The 19,102-nt window shown below is 39.3% G+C and carries 16 protein-coding genes; 14 read left to right on the forward strand and 2 right to left on the reverse strand.

Features of this window, described 5'->3' with window-relative positions:
• Window positions 1-288 precede the first annotated feature (288 nt).
• The 9 genes from ACJ004_RS21450 (at window position 289) to ACJ004_RS21490 (ending at window position 13,937) form a co-directional block, all read left to right on the forward strand.
• Window positions 289-2,088, forward strand: coding sequence for a S9 family peptidase (locus tag ACJ004_RS21450; protein WP_410895173.1), 1,800 nt, complete (start codon window positions 289-291; stop codon window positions 2,086-2,088).
• 546 nt (window positions 2,089-2,634) lie between these two features.
• Window positions 2,635-3,717: a HupE/UreJ family protein gene (locus ACJ004_RS21455; protein WP_410895174.1), complete on the forward strand. Its 1,083-nt coding sequence runs from the start codon at window positions 2,635-2,637 to the stop codon at window positions 3,715-3,717.
• A 186-nt stretch (window positions 3,718-3,903) separates the two neighbouring features.
• Complete coding sequence (locus ACJ004_RS21460) at window positions 3,904-7,545, forward strand: outer membrane protein assembly factor BamB family protein (RefSeq protein WP_410895175.1); 3,642 nt, start codon at window positions 3,904-3,906, stop codon at window positions 7,543-7,545.
• A 557-nt stretch (window positions 7,546-8,102) separates the two neighbouring features.
• Window positions 8,103-9,269 (forward strand): cell division protein FtsZ, encoded by a 1,167-nt coding sequence (gene ftsZ, locus ACJ004_RS21465; protein ID WP_410895176.1) that lies wholly within the window; start codon window positions 8,103-8,105, stop codon window positions 9,267-9,269.
• A 142-nt stretch (window positions 9,270-9,411) separates the two neighbouring features.
• Window positions 9,412-10,770: an amino acid permease gene (locus ACJ004_RS21470; RefSeq protein ID WP_410895177.1), complete on the forward strand. Its 1,359-nt coding sequence runs from the start codon at window positions 9,412-9,414 to the stop codon at window positions 10,768-10,770.
• A 213-nt stretch (window positions 10,771-10,983) separates the two neighbouring features.
• Window positions 10,984-11,712 carry an amino acid ABC transporter ATP-binding protein gene (locus ACJ004_RS21475; RefSeq protein WP_410895178.1) on the forward strand — a complete coding sequence of 243 codons (729 nt, stop codon included), beginning with the start codon at window positions 10,984-10,986 and terminating at the stop codon, window positions 11,710-11,712.
• A gap of 14 nt (window positions 11,713-11,726) precedes the next feature.
• Complete coding sequence (locus ACJ004_RS21480; protein ID WP_410895179.1) at window positions 11,727-12,533, forward strand: transporter substrate-binding domain-containing protein; 807 nt, start codon at window positions 11,727-11,729, stop codon at window positions 12,531-12,533.
• A gap of 90 nt (window positions 12,534-12,623) precedes the next feature.
• Window positions 12,624-13,262: an amino acid ABC transporter permease gene (locus ACJ004_RS21485; RefSeq protein ID WP_410895180.1), complete on the forward strand. Its 639-nt coding sequence runs from the start codon at window positions 12,624-12,626 to the stop codon at window positions 13,260-13,262.
• A gap of 12 nt (window positions 13,263-13,274) precedes the next feature.
• Window positions 13,275-13,937, forward strand: coding sequence for an amino acid ABC transporter permease (locus ACJ004_RS21490; protein ID WP_410895181.1), 663 nt, complete (start codon window positions 13,275-13,277; stop codon window positions 13,935-13,937).
• A 268-nt stretch (window positions 13,938-14,205) separates the two neighbouring features.
• Here the strand turns inward: ACJ004_RS21490 and ACJ004_RS21495 are convergent, their stop codons facing one another.
• Window positions 14,206-14,391: a hypothetical protein gene (locus tag ACJ004_RS21495; protein ID WP_410895182.1), complete on the reverse strand. Its 186-nt coding sequence runs from the start codon at window positions 14,389-14,391 to the stop codon at window positions 14,206-14,208.
• Window positions 14,392-15,001: 610 nt separating this feature from the next.
• Here ACJ004_RS21495 and ACJ004_RS21500 point away from each other — a divergent pair.
• The 3 genes from ACJ004_RS21500 (at window position 15,002) to ACJ004_RS21510 (ending at window position 16,375) form a co-directional block, all read left to right on the forward strand.
• Entirely contained in the window at window positions 15,002-15,205 is a 204-nt protein-coding gene (locus tag ACJ004_RS21500; RefSeq protein ID WP_410895183.1) for a Fur-regulated basic protein FbpA, read from the forward strand.
• Window positions 15,206-15,495: 290 nt separating this feature from the next.
• A complete protein-coding gene (locus ACJ004_RS21505; protein WP_410895184.1) occupies window positions 15,496-15,858 on the forward strand; it encodes a group I truncated hemoglobin in 363 nt (120 codons plus the stop codon).
• A gap of 151 nt (window positions 15,859-16,009) precedes the next feature.
• Window positions 16,010-16,375, forward strand: a complete 366-nt coding sequence (locus tag ACJ004_RS21510; RefSeq protein ID WP_410895185.1) for a hypothetical protein — start codon at window positions 16,010-16,012, stop codon at window positions 16,373-16,375.
• 97 nt (window positions 16,376-16,472) lie between these two features.
• Here the strand turns inward: ACJ004_RS21510 and ACJ004_RS21515 are convergent, their stop codons facing one another.
• Window positions 16,473-17,345 (reverse strand): SDR family oxidoreductase, encoded by an 873-nt coding sequence (locus tag ACJ004_RS21515; RefSeq protein ID WP_410895186.1) that lies wholly within the window; start codon window positions 17,343-17,345, stop codon window positions 16,473-16,475.
• Between the two features lie 217 nt (window positions 17,346-17,562).
• Here ACJ004_RS21515 and ACJ004_RS21520 point away from each other — a divergent pair, with 217 nt between their 5' ends.
• A complete protein-coding gene (locus ACJ004_RS21520; RefSeq protein ID WP_410895187.1) occupies window positions 17,563-18,003 on the forward strand; it encodes an Rrf2 family transcriptional regulator in 441 nt (146 codons plus the stop codon).
• A gap of 297 nt (window positions 18,004-18,300) precedes the next feature.
• Window positions 18,301-19,020, forward strand: a complete 720-nt coding sequence (locus ACJ004_RS21525) for a YwaF family protein (RefSeq protein ID WP_410895263.1) — start codon at window positions 18,301-18,303, stop codon at window positions 19,018-19,020.
• Window positions 19,021-19,102: the final 82 nt, after the last annotated feature.

Below are 19,102 nucleotides of genomic sequence, written 5' to 3' on the forward strand. Positions count from 1 at the left end.
GACTTAATTCCTGAAAGGAGTTGAGGCTTTTTTATTTTTAGGTCTAAATAAGACTATCAAACCAAAAAAGTTCGAATTGATTTTATATAGTTTCTTTTTTAATAAGCACTTAACAGTACTCAAGTCAAAGAGAATAATATGAATTGGTTCAAAATATAATGGTTTGGATAGAATGACGCAAAGTTGATCCTTGTAATGGATAAAAGCTTTAATGAATCCTTCACAATGACTCTTGTACATATTTTGCTAAGTGTGTCAAACAATGCCTTAATTGGATAGGGGATGTTTATGGCTGCTATTGGTATAGAACCTTATTTGCATGTTCGTTTTGCCAAAAATCCAGTATACGACCCGATTGGTCACAAGTTAAGCTTTATCGCTGATTATACTGGTTTGCCACAAGTTTGGGAACTTAATCTAGAGGAAGGGTGTGAAGGATGGCCTGTCCAAACTTCCTTTACAAAAGAAAGAATCACCTTTATTAGCTATATAAATGGCAAATCTAATTTGATTGTTGGTATGGATGTGGGCGGAAATGAAAATCAGCAATTGTACTTACTTAAGGAAGAAGGAAAACCAATTGAGTTGACAAACTCACCGGACCATATACACCGTTATGGTGGAAGCTCTCCAGATGGAAAATGGATCGCCTGGTCGAGTAATCGCCGGAATCCAGCCTTTTTTGATATCTATATTCAAAATCTGGAATCGTTGGATATTCGTCTTTTGACGTCTGGTGATGGGACATTTTCAGCGGTTAAATGGTCTCCTGATGGTAATTCCATTTTGCTCCAGAAGATAAATTCCCCTCTAGATAATGATTTGGGCATAATTGACCTTTCAACAGGGTCTATAAACTGGTTAACAGAACATACAGGGGAAGCTAGTTTCAAAGATGCCCATTTTAATAGGGATGCGGACCATATATATTTATTATCGAATAAAGACAAAGAATTCTATGGGCTTGCTCTTATAAATATAAAAACCAAGCATCTCGAGTGGCTTGAGGTGGGAAAGTGGGATTTTGAGGATTTGGCAATGAATAGTGATAAAAATTTGTTAGCTTATTCGATCAATGAGGGAGGAATTTCCAAGGGGGTACTTATAGACATAAACCGAAGTTACCTTTATACGTGGAAAACTCCAATCGGAGTCATTTCAAATCTAAAATTTTCCCCTGATAGCCAAAAACTAGCCTATGAGTTTAAGGGAGCGGCCTATCCTTCTGATATATGGGAACTTGACCTAAAGACTATTCAGGCGGAGAGGCTTACATATGTTTCCCGCTTAACAGTCCTGGAACATAAATTAGTTGAGCCAGAACTTATAACCTTTCGCTCTTTTGATAACCTTGAAGTTCCTGCCTTTTATTCGAAGCCGAAAGAATCCACTGACAAGCTTCCAGTTGTTATTTATATTCATGGCGGGCCGGAGAGTCAAGCTCGTGCGGTATACAACCCCGTTCAACAGTATTTACTAAACCAGGGCTATGCCGTGTGTACACCTAACATTAGGGGGAGTACAGGTTACGGAAAAACGTATACACATTTGGACGATGTCCGAAAAAGAATGGATGCAGTGAAAGATCTCATTTTTTTAGTGGATTGGCTAAAGGCGAATGGGAACATTGATTCCAAAAAGATCGCGATCATGGGGGGGAGCTATGGCGGGTTTATGGTTCTTGCTGCCATCAGTCACTACCCACATCTTTGGTCTGCTGCTATTGATATTGTGGGAATGTCCAGCCTTAGAACGTTCCTTCAAACAACAAGTCCATGGCGTAAGATGCTCAGGGAGAGTGAATATGGAACAATTGAAAGAGACGGAGAATTTTTTGATAGAATTGATCCATTGAATTATTCAAATCAGATTACCACCCCATTATTAGTTATTCACGGGAAGGGAGATCCGCGAGTCCACATAAAAGAATCTGAGCAAATAGTCGATAAACTAAAGGAACGAAATCACATAGTTGATTTTATTCGCTTCGAAGATGAAGGCCATTCCATTGTAAAACAAAAAAATAAAATTACTGCCTATAAGGAAATGGTAAAGTTTCTCGATCGATATATTGGTAATGAATCCTAACTTGATGTAGGATATGAAAATTTGCCCAAGAGTAATGGACAGTTGCTTAAATTAAGCAAACCGCTCGTTAAGCTGGTAAATCAATAAGTGAAAATCAAAACGGCTCCGGGAATTGTTCCAATTCCGGGGCCGTTTTGAATTAAAAATTTAAAAAAACGCTCAATTTGTAGAGCGGCACATTTCAAAATGCGACTGAAAATGGTTAATACTTCAAACTGGAGGAGATCAATGCACCTTACCTAAAGCAATATCAAATCTGCTCTTTCTGGACCTAGAGTTATGAAAAAATTATCCATTTTTTTATAAGCACCATCTTCCACTTCATTTTCCTCTTTTTCCATTCTCATACACCACTGTCCAAGTTAAGTTTTGTAGGGAATTTTATCTAATTTTATTTACCATCAATTAATTATAAATCTATATTCTATTTAAACTTTATTAACGCTCCCTTATTAGAATGATAAATAAAAGAACTTGTGTCTAGATAAAAATCTGTCATTACACAAATGAATTGGTGAAATTACTTGATTAAGGGTGGGAGAAACGTTGGGAAAAATAGTAACATGGTTCGTCATATTTTCATGCTTAATTTCGTTATTGCTTCCTTCAATTAATGCGTCAGCCCACACAGATAATAGTGAAGGCTACTCAAAGATCACTATGGATGGGGAAAAGCTGCGAGTGGAGCTGCATATTGACTTTTTCGAACTGGGAAGAATGATTGATTTCGGTGTTAAACCAGGTGCTCAAGCAGAACAGTTGAATACGTCATTAGAAAATCATCGTAATACTGTGGCTTCATACCTTTCGTCCCATTTCGAGGTATTCACAGATGGAGCGAAAGCGGAGGGTAAAGTAGTTTCCACAGACATAAATAGGAGAGTAGGCCGGGATTACGCCAAAATGGTACTTGAATATCCGGCACCTTTCTCTAATTCCTCTGTTCAAATACATTATAGTATCTTCTTTGATGATAATGATCCGATGCATCGAAATATCGTATCATACGACCTTGGAAACAAAACTGGTCAGTTTGTTTTCAATGCTGGTGAACGGGAACTAAACATTGGAAAGGAAACTGTTTTCGGCCAGGTGATCCGGTTTGTTCACCTTGGTTTTCACCATATCATGATTGGTTATGACCATATTCTTTTTGTCATGGCGTTAGTTTTAGGTACACGCCGTATCACTGATGTAATCAAGGTCATTTCGTTATTCACGATAGCCCATACGATTACCCTCGGCCTAACAGCTTTGAAGCTGCTTAATATGCCTTCCGAGATTGTCGAACCGCTTATTGCGTTAAGCATCGCATTTGTAGCGGTAGAAAATTATTTTGGATTCTCAGCTAAATATCGGTACGCAGTAGTCTTTGGATTTGGGTTAATTCACGGGGTCGGCTTCGCCGGTGCTTTGCAACTGTCTAACGATGTAACTTGGCGATCCATTTTGTCCATCTTTTCATTCAACATCGGTGTTGAAGGGGGACAAGCCTTAATCATCCTGCTCCTATTTCCTCTTCTGCTTTATATCAGGAGGTTCAATTGGTCTAATGTCTTCAGTGGAGCTGCAACTGCAGGGATTTTTGGAATGGGATTAATCTGGTACTTCCAGCGTTTTCTCCTCTAATTCAAATCTTTAAAAGAATTATTCCATTTGGATAAAAAGGACCACTTGATGTGACAAAGTGCACTGATTTTAATCGTCACAATAAACCCTTTTTTGCCTAGTGACTTTATATTATAAAGGAGGTGGTGCAATCTAACTTACATTCCAATTTACCAGAAAATATAAAACTATTAGGAGGAAAAATTCTTGAAGTCTTTAGAAGGCAAAGGGAGAACGATTAAACAAAAACTTAAACCTGTAGCAGCTGCTGCAATGTGCGGTATGGCTCTAGCTGCTGTGGTTAAACCAGTTGTCGCAGATAATCCAACTGCAACGATTAATGGAACGGTATTTGCTGACAAAAACGGGAATGGAACCCGTGACGGGAATGAACAGGGGATTCCACATGTGTCCGTCTCGGACGGAAAAAATATGACCGTCACAGACGATCAAGGGAATTATACGATAACAATCGATACAGACAGGCGTCAAGAGGATATCGTCTTTGTATCAGTACCAAGTGGTTACACCGTACCGACTGACAAAAACAAAACTCCGCAGTTTTACCAGCAGTTAGGAAATGTTCAGGCTGGGGAAACAAAGGAACAAAACTTTGGTCTTTTACATACGCCGGAGAGCAGTAATCCGAACTTTAGCTTTGTCAACATTGCAGATGTACACGTTCAAGCAGGTACTGCCAACAACCGTGAGCGCTTCACAGACCAATTAGCACAGATTAATCAATCGACAGGTAATCCGGCCTTTATTGCTGTTAGTGGAGATTTAACAAACCGAGCAGATGATTCGGAATTTCAGGATTATAAAGCAAGTACGGCTACATCTTCCCTTCCAGTCTACCCAGCGGTTGGAAACCATGATTTCGCCCCGGGTTCGGACTATAAGACGAGAATTGATAAGTACCGCAATAATCTCGGACCGGAGTGGTATTCCTTTGATTATGGCAATCTGCACTTCGTAACATTAGAAAACACTTTAGGTTTCAATGAATCCGACCAGCTTGAGTGGTTAAAGCAGGATCTTGCTCAGAATGCGAAAGACAAGGAAGTAGTTGTATTTGTTCATAAACCTATGAATACACCAGAAACCCCGTCACCGGATAACACGAAAAAATTTATTGAACTTCTAAGCAAATATCATACACGCTTGGTGATGGTGGGACATACGCATGTCAACGATGTAGCACAGGATACAATTCCAGGCGCTGATCATGTGACCACGGTTTCCAGTGCCTACACAATTGACCAGATGCCGAACGGGTTTAGAATGGTTACGTTCCAGGGTGGTAAGCAAGAAGAAAATTATAAAATGTATGACGTAAAGCAAAGTGCGTCTATTGTTCATCCAGCAGCTGGCAGCGAGGTTCCAGAAGGTAAAGTGGACATATTGGTAAACGCATACAACACTTCAAGTAAGGTAACAGATGTCCAATACCGTGTGGACGGCGGTTCTTGGAAAAAACTTAAACAAAGCAGCGGAATGGCTTGGTATGACCAATGGGATTCTGGGAAGGCCACTAAAGTTCAGCATGCTATCGAAGTTAGGGTAACAGATGATGCTGGAAAGGTTTGGGTAAAAAACAATACATTTAGTATAGTGGATAATGATAATCGGATTGCACCGAAAAAAGGGACCGACTGGTCGATGTTCCACGGCAATGCCCAGCACACTGGAGTGTCAAAGGATACACTCGAAGCTGGTCTGAGTCTTGGCTGGACCTACCGAACAGCGGGAACAATACTTACCTCCTCCCCAGCCATTTCCAATGGAATGGTTTATATTGGCACACGTGATGAAAATGGCACTGATCAACATGCCATCCATGCTGTTGACCTTGAGACAGGTAACAAGCGTTGGGAAGTGAAGGCTGATGCACAGGTACAAGCCTCACCTGCAGTTGCTGATGGAATCGTCTATGCATCATCCATTCGTGGCACCCTTTATGCGATGAATGCTCAAACGGGTGAGATGATTTGGGAAAAGACTGTTGGGAAAGATCAAGTTCAAAGAGCCTGGATGTACTATTCTCCAACAGTAACAAATGGAGTAGTCTACCAGGCATACAGCACAGGCAGAGGCGGTGCATTGATGGCACTTGATGCCAAAACTGGGGCAGAATTATGGAATGCTCCTTTAGCAGGCGGCTGGATTGTTGAATCCACTCCTGTTGTTCAGGACGGAAAGGTTTATGTTGGAGCAGATGGCGGCTGGCTGATCTCTTTTGACGCTTCCACTGGTAAAGAATTGTGGAGGAAAAAACCGGCCGGTGGATGGATGCACTCCATGCCTTCAATTGCTGATGGAAAATTATATATGGGATATGGAGGTGGATTGTTAGTTGCGCTAGATGCTGCTACTGGAAAAGAGCTTTGGCGTTACAAGAGCCAGGATTCATCCTATATTCACGGTGATACAACTGGTTCCTCTCCTGCGGTAGCGAATGGAGTCGTTTATATGGGATTCCCGGATGGAAACGTTGCAGCCTTCGATGCAGCATCCGGTACAAAGAAATGGAGTTATCGAACGAAGGGCGGAATCATTTCCTCTGCAGCAGTAAGCGGCGAAACAGTTTTTATCGGCTCGAACGACGGAAATCTTTATGCATTCGACAGCCTCACTGGACAACCTCTATGGCAGCATGAAATTGGAGCATGGGTTGCTTCTTCACCGGCTATTTCTGGAAATACGCTAGTAGTTGGAGCTCTTGATGGGAACCTATATGCTTTTACTCCAGGTGGTAAAGCTGCCCAACGCTGGCCGCGACTTTCTGGACAAGTAACAGATAAATTAACAGGCAAATCAATAGGAGGCGCTACTGTTACTGCGACTGACAAAGAGGGGAACCGTCAAGTTTCCACTTCAAATCCGGAGGGACAATACCTTCTAGGACTACAGCCGGGTAAGTATACGCTGACAGCCAAAAGCAGAGGCTATCAAAGTAGTACGGCTGTTTCGCTAGAAGTTGCGAACGGAGAAAACCGGACCGTTCCATTGCAAGTAAGTGGCATCACAGAACCTGTCGCAGGAATATCGTATGAAGCACCGGACTTTAATTCAGGCAGCCCGCGATTGGATGCTATAGATGGGAAAACTTTTCACTATGTGATGAATAACCGGATCCAAGCGACGATTTCCTCCCAGATGGCTGCCAATAACCAGCCAGGTACTTTCCAGCCAGGATGGCTAGGGGATATTGCCTTGCTCGATAACAATGCTATGGAGACGCTCGATTGGAGTGAATGGATTCTCTCGCCAATTATGAATGATACAAAACGTCCATGGAACCGCGAGGGAGAGTGGCTTTCGCTTCCGAATATCGAAGCGTTTGGTAATGCCGTTTATGCCACCGGACAAGCACAAATTGATCCTTCTATCAAAACTTCGGTTACTTATCGTGCACTTCCGAATGCACCAGTGGTCAAATTTACACTGGAATTGGAGAATACCGGAGAGGAAGATTTTAAAGGATATTTCCAATACCTGCTTGACCCAGACAGCTCAGATGACACAGCCATGGTTCCAGGTATCGCCAAGGTGAATCCAGGCTTTATAACCAACGGATGGACTGGGAACTACATCTATGATGGTCCTAAAACCGCTATTTCCAGCCCAGCCCATGGGATTGCTTGGGTAAAAGATAAACCTGCTGGTTTAAGTGCTTTCGGTTATATCTTTGGTGCCTCGTTTGATGCAAGTGTGAAAGCCGGTGAAAAACGCACCATTAGCTGGTACCATATTACTGACTACCCTGCTGACGGGGGCAATCCAGCAGCCACTATCGCTCAGTGGGCATCCCAACTAGGTACCCTAGACTCAGAGGCAGCAAACTAATCTTCGGTTTGAATGAATGATCAAGAATATATGATAAAGGAAAATCCCAATTAGAAAAGTTTTAATTGGCATTTTCCTTTTTTTATAAGCAAAAAAAGGAGTATCCCTGCGTAGAATTCATGGAAACAAGTGATAATACCGTTATTATTATTGATGAAATCTTTGTTGGACTTGATCACCTTCTAGAATACATCTGAGAAAAGAAAACGCTGGTTAACCAAAGGTTTCGAAAACGGCACCATAGAGGGTGGAAATACCTTTAAAGCTGAAAACCTTTAAATGGTTGAATTAGTAGTAATAAATGCTTAAATGCATGACTAAAGTGGGAAACCGATTTACACTGGTTTCCCACTTTAGTATTCAATAATAGCAATAAATCATTCATAGAGGGTGTGTTGTTTTTCCTATTTTTCAATCCTATAAATAGGTTAAACCTAACTGGACAATAAAATTAAGGTTAAGTAGACTAAAAAATAAATCTTGTTAAATAACTTTATTATCGTAAGAGATCTATATATTAGTAGATTTACTTGGACAGGTGTATAGGAGGAATGAACATGTTGGAGTTTGATACAAATTACGACCAACTTGCCAGTATTAAAGTCATCGGTGTTGGTGGCGGGGGAAACAACGCCGTGAACCGTATGATCGATGAAGGAGTTGAGGGTGTAGAATTTATTTCCGTTAATACAGATGCACAAGCTCTTAATCAATCCAAAGCAGAGGTTACGATGCAAATTGGTACAGCATTGACAAGAGGTTTGGGAGCAGGGGCAAATCCTGAAATAGGTAGAAGAGCTGTGGAGGAAAGCAAACAGCAAATAAAGGAAGTGTTAGAAGGCGCAGACATGGTTTTCGTGACAGCTGGAATGGGCGGTGGTACAGGCACAGGGGCAGCGCCTGCCATTGCTGAAATTGCCCGTAATCTTGGTGCGCTGACAATTGGGGTTGTAACACGTCCGTTTAAATTTGAAGGCCGCAAGCGTGCAGCTAACGCAGAAAGTGGAATTAATGAAATGAGGGAAGCAGTAGACACCTTAATTATTATTCCCAACGATCGCTTGTTAGAGATTGTTGATAAAAAAACACCCATGATTGAGGCTTTCCGTGAAGCGGATAATGTACTACGCCAGGGTGTTCAAGGGATTTCCGATTTAATTGCTGTGCCTGGTTTAATCAACCTTGATTTTGCTGACGTGAAAACGGTCATGTCCCATAAGGGAACTGCGTTAATGGGAATTGGTATTGCCAAAGGTAAAGATCGTGCCGTTGAGGCAGCGCAGAAGGCCTTAAATAGTCCGTTACTTGAAACTTCCATCAATGGGGCTCATGGTGTGATTATGAACATAACTGGCGGGAATAATTTAAGTCTTTTTGAAGTACAGGAGGCAGCCGACATAGTTGCTTCTGCATCTCATGAGGAATTAAATATGATTTTTGGTTCGGTCATTAACGAAAACTTAGTGGAAGAAATAATCGTAACGGTCATTGCCACTGGATTCACTGAGGAAAAGGATCCAATAATACAAACATCTTCCCAGCCACCAGTAGAAGGAATGTCTAACCCTTTTCAAAGGGAAAAACGTATACAGCGTGACCCTGTTTACCGTGGCGAACCAGTTCAAAATTATGACAGACACCCAGAGCAACCAGAACACCAAGAACATTCAGAAGAATCTCTGGATATACCAGCATTCTTGCGTAATCGAAAAAAACGATTTTGATCAATCGATTGTATGAATTTTCCGGACAAACCTAGTGGACGAAAAAGTACATTTTTTAAATTGAGTGAATTTTCTTTCAGGTGGAAAGGAATCCCTATCTTCGTTATTCTAAAAGAATAATTAAGAAGGGTGGAATCATGGTGTGGACAAAAAGCACGAAGGTGAGAAATTACAACGCGGCCTAGACAACCGGCATATACAGTTAATAGCACTTGGTGGGGCAATTGGTGTTGGTTTATTCTATGGTTCAAGTGCTACGATTCAAATGGCAGGTCCGGCAATTTTGCTCTCCTACTTAGTTGGAGGCATAGTTATTTTTACCATAATGAGAGCATTAGGGGAAATGGCTGTAGATGAGCCAGTTTCAGGTTCATTTAGTTCCTATGCCAATCGTTATTTAGGTCCGTTTGCGGGTTACTTAACCGGTTGGACCTATTGGTTTATGTGGGTTGTCGTCGGGATGGCAGAAATAACTGTTGTCGGCGTTTATGTGAATTACTGGTTTCCGGATATACCACAATGGGTGACGGCACTTGCCACACTACTAGTAATCACGATCATAAACCTAACTAGTGTAAAAGCATTTGGTGAGTTTGAATTCTGGTTCGCGATGATTAAAGTGGTAGCGATTATTGGAATGATCGTTGTTGGCTTAGGAATGATCCTTCTAGGTATCGGCAACGAAGGTCAGCCCATCGGTTTTAACAATCTTTGGGAACATGGCGGATTTATGCCCAATGGTCTGAAAGGTATATTAATGTCATTGGTTCTTGTTATGTTTTCATTTGGCGGAGTAGAGCTAGTCGGTATTACAGCTGGGGAGGCTAAAAATCCTCGGAAATCCATTCCAGCTGCCATCAACAATGTAGTCTGGCGGATTTTAATTTTTTATATTGCTGCATTAGGAATCATGATGAGTTTATATCCTTGGAATGAAGTAGGTTCGAATGGCAGTCCGTTTGTGTTGATATTTGATAAAGTTGGAATCCCTGGAGCTGCCCATATCATTAATTTTGTCGTCTTAACTGCAGCTTTGTCTGCATTTAATAGTGGTCTTTTTAGTACAGGAAGAATGCTTTACAATTTATCATTACAAAATAACGGACCAAAATATTTTGGTAAGCTGAACAAGCATTCTACACCAAGACGGGGAATCCTATTTTCGGCCTCATTTTTATTAGTGGCCGTAGTTTTAAATTATATTGTTCCTGAAAAAGTATTTATGTATATTTCTTCTGTCGCAACCGTCGCTGTAATTACGAGCTGGACAATTATACTGATTACACAAATTAAGTTCAGACAATCAAAATCAAAAGAGGAAATAAAAAAACTAGCATTTAAAATGCCTCTTTATCCAGTTTCAAGTTACCTAGCACTTGCTTTTTTAGCAGTTGTTGTTGTTTTAATGGCCTTAATAGAGGAAATGCGAGTCGCATTATTTGTAGCACCTGTTTGGTTTACGATCCTTTATGTAGGTTACCGTTTGAAAAAGGAAAAATAAATTAGATGAATGCAACAGTCCCGACAATCAAAAAAGTGTCAGGCACCAGCCATAAAAAATGGCAGGTGCCTGACACTTTTTTTTCTATTCAGACTTTATATCTAGCCCAAAAACGAGTCAATGGTCGCGGTTTAAATAGGACAAGATCGGAATAGGATGTAAGTAATCCTGAAAATTTCCATATTTTATAAGTTTTAAATTAGGGGGTCAAGAATGATTGAATTTAAGCAGGTAAATAAGTTTTTTGGGGATTTTCATGTCTTAAAAGATATTAATCTCAGAATCCATCAAGGGGAAGTAGTAGTCGTCATTGGACCTTCCGGTTCAGGAAAAAGTACATTGCTCCGTTGTATCAATCAACTCGAAACCATCTCCGCCGGGACACTCACCGTAAATGGAATATCTGTAGGGGATAAAAAAACAGATATCAATAAGCTACGGCGCAACATTGGCATGGTTTTTCAACATTTTTATTTATATCCGCACAAAACAGTGCTTAAAAATATCACGCTAGCACCTATGAAAGTATTGGGTAAATCCGAAAAAGAAGCAAATGATACAGCCAGACATTACCTTAATAAGGTAGGGATATTAGACAAGGCCGAAGCTTATCCTTCCCAACTCTCCGGAGGTCAGCAGCAGCGAGTGGCCATCGCCCGAGGTCTTGCCATGCACCCGGAAATTATGCTTTTCGATGAACCAACTTCGGCACTTGATCCCGAAATGATTGGGGAGGTCCTGGATGTTATGAAGGCCCTCGCAAAAGAGGGCATGACAATGGTTGTCGTAACCCACGAAATGGGCTTTGCTAGGGAGGTGGCTGACCGAATCGTATTTATGGATGAAGGGCGAATATTAGAGGAAGCAGTTCCGGCTGAATTTTATGAGCAACCCCGTGAAGAACGCGCGCGCTTATTTCTTAGCCGTATCTTAAATCATTAATTGGAGGTAAAGGAATGTTAAAGACTAGAAATTTTGTAAAACTGGCATTAGTAACTACAATGGCTGCCTTCTTTCTTGCTGGCTGCGGTGGGGACAAGGACCCCAAAGGAAGCAGCAAGGACGTACTTGCGCAGATTAAAGAGGAGAAAAAAATCGTTTTTGGCGTAAAACATGACACTCGTTTGTTTGGGTTGAAAAATCCATCAACAGGTGAGGTGGAAGGGTTCGATATTGATATCTCCAAAGCGTTGGCAGAAGAAATGTTTGGCAAGGATGTGAAGCCAGAGTATGTAGAGGTTACTTCGAAAACGAGGGTAGGTCTCCTGAATAATGGCAAGGTGGATGCGGTAGTCGCGACGATGACCATCACGGATGAACGGAAGAAAGAAGTGGATTTTACCGATGTCTATTTTGAAGCTGGACAATCATTACTAGTGAAGAAGGGAAGCAAGGTTCAAAGTATTAAAGACTTAAAGAAAGGAACAAAGGTGCTTGCTGTTAAAGGCTCGACTTCGACAATCAATATTCGTGAGAAAGCTCCTGAAACAACCGTCCTTGAATTTGAAAACTATGCGGAGGCCTTTACAGCCTTAAAGGCAGGTAAGGGGGATGCCCTGACTACAGATGATGCGATCCTATATGGGATGGCAGAAGAGGATCCGTCATTTGAACTAGTTGGAGGAACATTCACAGAAGAGCCATATGGGATTGCTGTTAAAAAAGGCAACAAAGCCCTTGTCGATGAGTTGAATAAAGCATTAAAAAGCCTGAAGGATTCAGGTAAGTACGATGAAATTAAGAACAAATGGATTAAAAATTAATCATTTATTCCTGGGTTCTCATCAGGATGGTCAGTTGACCGTATGGTATCTTACGGTCTTACTCGTCCTGTTTAATGAGGAGGAGATCGTTTGCTGGATTTCTCGATTCTAACCAATAACATCGATGCATTTTTGGAAGGATTAAAAATAACGATTATCTCTAGTTTAATCGCTTTATTCTCCAGCTTTATTTTGGGTACTTTGATTGCTGTCATGCGAATGGCCCCAGTTACACTTCTGAACTGGCTGGGGACGGCATATGTTGAATTTATCCGTAATATTCCCGTACTTGTTATTATCTTTTTCACTTACTTGGCAGGAAACTTTGGCGGAATGGCTGCCGGAACAATCGGACTGACGATTTATACGGCAGCTTTCATTGCCGAAGCCATCCGTGCTGGAATTATGTCTGTTCCGAGGGGGCAAATGGAAGCAGCACGTTCGACAGGATTGAGTTACGGCCAGGCGATGAGAATGGTGATTCTTCCTCAGGCAATCAAAATCGTCATTCCTTCACTTGGCAACCAATTTATCAATCTAGTTAAAAATTCATCGTTGCTAGCCGTCGTTGCGGGCGGGGATTTAATGTATCAAGGGGATTTAATCTCGGCAAAGACCTACGTAACCTTTGATACCTATATTTTAGTTGCGTTATTTTATTTAATTTTAACGATCCCCTTAAGTCTTGGTGTGGGATTATTAGAAAAACATATGGCTCGAAGTCAATAAGGAGGTGCAGAGATGGATTTTCTAGCACCGTTCGTTGAAGTTTATACTCTGGACCATTTTAAATTTTTGCTGGAGGGATTTGGGGTTACCCTAAAGGTCGCGGCCATTTCGATTGTGCTCAGTTTTGTTATTGGTGGTCTTATCGGCACGCTTAGATATGCGAGAATTCCCGTTGTATCTCCCTTACTTGCCCTGGTGGTCGAGACGATACGGAATCTTCCCTTACTGCTGATTATTTTCTTTACCTATTTTGCTTTGCCCGAAATCGGGATTGAAATGGAAATAACGACCGCGGCTATCGCCGCATTGACAGTTTTTGAATCTGCTATGATTTCAGAAATTATTCGCGGCGGATTAAACTCGATTGAAAAAGGTCAGATAGAAGCAGGTCGGGCGTCCGGATTGACTTACATCCAGACATTAAGCTATATTATCATGCCACAGGCACTAAGAAGAATGGTTCCTCCGATTGTTAGTCAATTTATATCACTGCTCAAAGATACCTCGTTAGCAGTCGTTATTGCCCTACCGGATTTACTGCACAACGGTCAAATTATTTACGCACAAAAGGGATCGTACGTGATACCAGTTTTTATCATGTTGGCGTTTATGTACTTTATCGTTAATTATGCCTTGTCTCTAGTTGCCCGGAGGCTAGAATTAAAACAAACATAAGAAATTCGGCTCAGGTATGGGGCCGGATTTTTTTGTGAAATCAAAGTAAATTACACTTTAATATTTGGGGCTATAAACAACGAGTTCCTTTTATAGGCGAATTTTTGCGTCTTATGAGCGAATTTATGGTTTCAATGAGCGAATTTTGGTTCTTTATGGGATAATCTATTATTTCAATGGGCGAATTTATACACATCCAATCTTTTAGAAATGAGCGAAAAGAAAAGAAGGTGAATTTCACCTTCTTAATAGTTTGCTAATTTACATGTTAGGTTCGTTGAATCGTAGTGGTTGAGAAGTTTTTAACCATCTTTTGCAAGTTTCGATGACCTTCTCTTAACTTTATTGTTTCTTCGATAATTTTTTGGAATCCTTCCAAATCTCTATCAGTTGCATTTAATAAGGACTTCGGTAGACCTTCGACGATTTGTTGTAGGGATAAATCCATGCTCAAGCAAAATGACCACCTTTCAACTTTTTCGTTAGACATCTTTTACGTCTTCTTTACTATTTTTGTAACTAGATGATTTTTTCCTGCTATCACGTTAAAAAACTTATCTACATGAATCTCCATATTTCAAGAGAAATAGGAAATTTATTTCTTAATCGGACAAAATAAGACGGAAAATCAAGAGGGGCTTCTACAGTTTGTAGAAAAATATTAAATATTGATCTAAAAAGTTTAATTCAATGTATCATACTTTAAACCTTTTAGGGTTACCATCATATTAAAATTGATTAAGAATTATTTTCAATGTTAACAAAAAATGGATCATTTTTTCTTTTGTTAAACAAGATTAACAATTCCTTTAAAAGTCATTAAATACACGTTCAATCGACAAATTCTTAAAAAATGTATTTTATAATTGTATTTATGGAAAGGAGTTGAAAAGCTCCTCTAAAAATGTGAAGTTGTTCTAAGAAAAGGTAATGAACCCATTGTCATAACACTAATCAATAGCCCCATTCACCTATTCCTTACATCTGATTTTTAAACCTTCCTATACCGCAGCAATCCTTGTGAACCAATTAAATACCAGTTTTGAATTAGGAGGAGTCTCTCTATGAAAAATTCACATCGAAAAGCTATCCAGCAAAAAAGGCAATTTTTAATGAATGAACTGATTAGATTCGGAATTTTTAAAAAAAATAATAAACATCTTTATGAATGGACTTTGAGTGAATTAGAAACAGAGTACCATTATATTGAAAACAATGGTTTGGGGTTATGTAAAAACACAATTAGTAAAAAAGAAATCTTCTGGTAAAATAAAGGTTTAAAAAATACGAAGATCCTTTTATAAGTCCAATACATATGAGAACAAAAAAGGCAATTAGCTGTATTGAAAAGTAAAATCCAGTAAAAAGAGTATGGCATCTTAATAATAGGCTGTGTTAAAGGTTATTGTTGATTTTTCCACTCTGTTGATTGGAGCGGAAGGCGAAGCGCCTGGAGCGGAAATCAAAAGACATGTTTAACACAGCCTAATAATAAATGGAATAAAAACAATTTTTATGTAGAAAATACTTCTATTAAATTCTTAATAGGAGTGTATATATGGAACAAACACTTTATGAAAAAGTTGGCGGAGAAGAAGCGATTACAAAAGTTGTGGACTATTTTTACTCTGAGTTGGTCCTTAAGGATGATACAGTTAATCATTTTTTTAAAGAAACGGATATGGAAAAACAACGCCTTCACCAGTCAAAATTTATTAGTTTTGCATTAGGTGGTCCGAATCAATATTCTGGTCAATCTATGGCAAAGGCTCACCAAGGAATGAATCTGCAACCAGCCCATTTTAATGCCATTGAAAAACATCTTCACGATGCACTTGCTAACTTTGGAGTGAATGAAGCAGACATAGATACAGCCTTAACTAAAGTTGCTTCACTCAGAGACGATATATTGTATAAATAATATAATAAATTAATCAAAGCCCCAACTTACGAGAAGGGGCTTCACAAAATAATGACAAGGACCTAAAGTTTGCCTATGCAGATGGCGTTATATACTATTGTTGATATATCAACGTTGTCTATTCAACAACTTTTATGGAGATTGATGCCTTTTGAATTTAAATGAACATATCGGAATTTTAATTCGAAATACTGATTTGGCCATTGCCAATTATGTTAAAAAAAAATTAGAACCCTTCAATCTTGCACCAGAGCAGAATTTAATTATGATGATCCTTTGGAAGCAAGAGGGGATATCGCCCAACGAATTCGTTTTACACCTAAATAAGGACAAAGGCAATTTTCTAGCTGCACCTGGTGTTCAGGCTAAAATACTTCCACCAGGAGGAAATGAGGTACTGATTGGTTCTGCGAATCAGAAGTTTGATGAGCAAACAGGTCAGTTGGTTGATGAAGGGACACTTAGGTTCTTAGATAGTAAAGTAGATGCGTTTATTAATTTTGTAAAATCGGTTTAAAGTGCATCTTGGCGGAGTTTGGACATAGACCTTCCGATTTATTATCATGAAAAAAACCGACCTTTCTCTATGGAGGTCGATTTTTTCATGAGTAAAATTATGCTCTTTCAGATATTCCTTTAACGATCTGAGTTAATCCTACATTAATTGGTGTTGCAGGACGACCAAGAAGTTTTTCGAAATCGTTGCTTTCGATTTCTAGTGTACCTTCGCGAATGCCTTTCTGGATGCCAACAAGGAAAGGAATAAGGAAATCTGGTACGCCAGCATTCTTCATAATTTTAGCATAAGTCTTATCATCCACTTGTTGTACAGGTACTTCTTTACCCAATACAGTACTAAGTGCAGAAGCAAGTTCTTCTTGAGTCAATAACTTGCCAGAAAGCTCGTAGATTGTGTTTTCGTGGCCGTTACTAAATAGTACTGCTGCCGCAGCCTCAGCGTAATCTTCTTGTAATGCCCAACCTACTTTTCCAGTTCCTGCAGATGTAACCCATGGGGCCCCTGCTAGTACACCCTGAATGCTTGAACTTTCATTCTCCAGGTACCAATTATTACGTAAGAATGAATAAGGAATGCCAGTTTTTATAATAGCTTCTTCAGTTGCCTTATGAGTTGGAGCAAGGAAGTTATTACTTTCCATTCCGTTAGCTATGCTAGTATACGCAATAAAGGTAACTCCCGCACGTGCTGCTGCAGCTACTGCATTAGTATGCTGTCTAATTCTAGTTTCATTATCGCCATCTGCAGAAATAATTAATAGCCTGTTAATACCTGAAAAAGCGGCATCCAATGTGTCTGGACGGTCAAAATCACCTTGGCGAACTTCAACTCCACGAGCCCGTAATCCTTCTGCTTTCTCAGGGTTGCGAACACTCACTGCTAATTGATTAGCTGGTACTGTTTTCAATAAGGCTTCTACAACTTTCGTACCCAATTTTCCTGTAGCTCCTGTTACTAACATTTTCATGGTCTGTACCTCCAATAATAATTTCTAAATAATTTTATCCTGTATCTAGATTGAATACCTGTATTCATAATAGTTACTTCTTGTGGTTTTGTCAACATGTTTAATAAACCTTTTTTATTTATGATGAATTTTAAGGTATAATATGTTGTAATCAAATTAAATACATGCTAATTCTATATAACAATTAATTGTGACCAAATATAAGTAGGTGAATGATATGTCCATAAGCAGCCGATTTTCCGTTGGTATTCATATATTAGCTCTTATTGAATTGAATAAAGACGGGATCAGTTCATCGGAATTTTTAGCAGGCAGCGTAAACACGAACCCAACCTTGATAAGAAAAATTATGGGGATGTTAAAAAAAGCAGGGTTAATCATAGTACAACCCGGTATTGCAGGAGCAAAACTAGCAAAGGAACCATCGTATATAACATTACTTGACGTTTATAAGGCGGTGGATGTTGTCCAGGAAAAAGAATTGTTTAGTGTGCATGAAAACCCGCACCCTAATTGCATTGTGGGCAGGAACATTCAAGATTCAATCACCCCTATATTGTCAGCAGCGCAATTAGCAATGGAAAAAGTACTAGGAAATGTAACCATTGAAGATATTGTTTCGGATATTGTGGAAAAAGAGAAAGTTAAAATTGAATAAAAATAATTTATAAAAGACATTTTTGGAAAATAAAATGTCTTTTTTTGTTGCTTAATTTCCTCCTTCAACCTGCTTAGGTTGTACCTTAAAGCTAAATTCAGGAGGAGTTTAATAAGAAATTATGAGAATTAGTACAAGAATTGAAAAATATATTTAAAAAGTAAGTGGATATAGAGGAAAACCGTGGTTAATTGTGCTGTAGCCGTCATTAGGAGCTAGAAATAGAAGGTATTAGATGTAACTCTCCGACTTATAGGCCCAGTGAGAGGTGATGAAATCATGTTTTCTGCAACAAAAATGCGGGATTTCACTTTGTTTTCTATGCCCCATATTGTTACGTTAATTATCTTCTTTACTACATTCTGCGTGATGATTTATAACAGAAAGAAACTTAAACCACATCAGCCAATAATGAAATGGACCATATTTAGTACCTTGCTTGTTTGTGAGATTTCACAGCATTTGTGGTTAATACTAACAAATAAATGGGAAATCGATGATCTTCCATTAGAGCTATGTTCATTTAGTACCTTTATAGCACTGTTCTTATGCTTGAAAAACAATCAAAAAGCATTTCATTTGTTATTTTTTATCGGTACTCTCCCTCCCATTTTAAGTATGTTTACACCTGGTATTGTCAACCAATTTCCTCATTTTCGTTTCATAAGATATTTCCTTCAACATTCAGCAATTCCACTGTCCGTACTGTATTTTATTCTATTTGAGGGTTACAGAGTGCCTAGGAAGGCTGTTTTATTTGGCTTTTTAACTGTGAACATTATCGCCGTACCTATTTTTATTTTGAATCAACTACTTGGAACGAATTTTTTCTTCTTAGCGAACCCATCAGAAACAAAAACGATATTATCATTTTTCGGTACTGGGATAATGTATTATGTTAACCTTGAGATTGCTGCTTTGATTGTATTTATCATTACGTATATACCAATGGAAATTTTGCAAAAAAAGGAAAATAAGCACATAAGAGTTGAAGAGAGAACAGGAGAGAGTGAATAAAAAAATGCTGAATTATTAAAGTGCCAGGCACCACCCATTTACTGGTTGGTCCATGGCACTTTTTTTGTTTAAAAAAAACAGT

This window comes from Neobacillus sp. 204, from assembly GCF_046562815.1.
GTDB lineage: Bacteria > Bacillota > Bacilli > Bacillales > Cytobacillaceae > Neobacillus.

What these genes read in the sequence shown, in the direction of transcription:
- ACJ004_RS21450 (WP_410895173.1), top strand. Translation starts at nt 289, where the DNA reads ATGGCTGCTATTGGTATAGAACCTTATTTGCATGTTCGTTTTGCCAAA.
- ftsZ (WP_410895176.1), top strand. Translation starts at nt 8,103, where the DNA reads ATGTTGGAGTTTGATACAAATTACGACCAACTTGCCAGTATTAAAGTC.
- ACJ004_RS21475 (WP_410895178.1), top strand. Translation starts at nt 10,984, where the DNA reads ATGATTGAATTTAAGCAGGTAAATAAGTTTTTTGGGGATTTTCATGTC.
- ACJ004_RS21480 (WP_410895179.1), top strand. Translation starts at nt 11,727, where the DNA reads ATGTTAAAGACTAGAAATTTTGTAAAACTGGCATTAGTAACTACAATG.
- ACJ004_RS21490 (WP_410895181.1), top strand. Translation starts at nt 13,275, where the DNA reads ATGGATTTTCTAGCACCGTTCGTTGAAGTTTATACTCTGGACCATTTT.
- ACJ004_RS21500 (WP_410895183.1), top strand. Translation starts at nt 15,002, where the DNA reads ATGAAAAATTCACATCGAAAAGCTATCCAGCAAAAAAGGCAATTTTTA.
- ACJ004_RS21505 (WP_410895184.1), top strand. Translation starts at nt 15,496, where the DNA reads ATGGAACAAACACTTTATGAAAAAGTTGGCGGAGAAGAAGCGATTACA.
- ACJ004_RS21515 (WP_410895186.1), bottom strand. Translation starts at nt 17,345, where the DNA reads ATGAAAATGTTAGTAACAGGAGCTACAGGAAAATTGGGTACGAAAGTT.
- ACJ004_RS21520 (WP_410895187.1), top strand. Translation starts at nt 17,563, where the DNA reads ATGTCCATAAGCAGCCGATTTTCCGTTGGTATTCATATATTAGCTCTT.
- ACJ004_RS21525 (WP_410895263.1), top strand. Translation starts at nt 18,301, where the DNA reads ATGCGGGATTTCACTTTGTTTTCTATGCCCCATATTGTTACGTTAATT.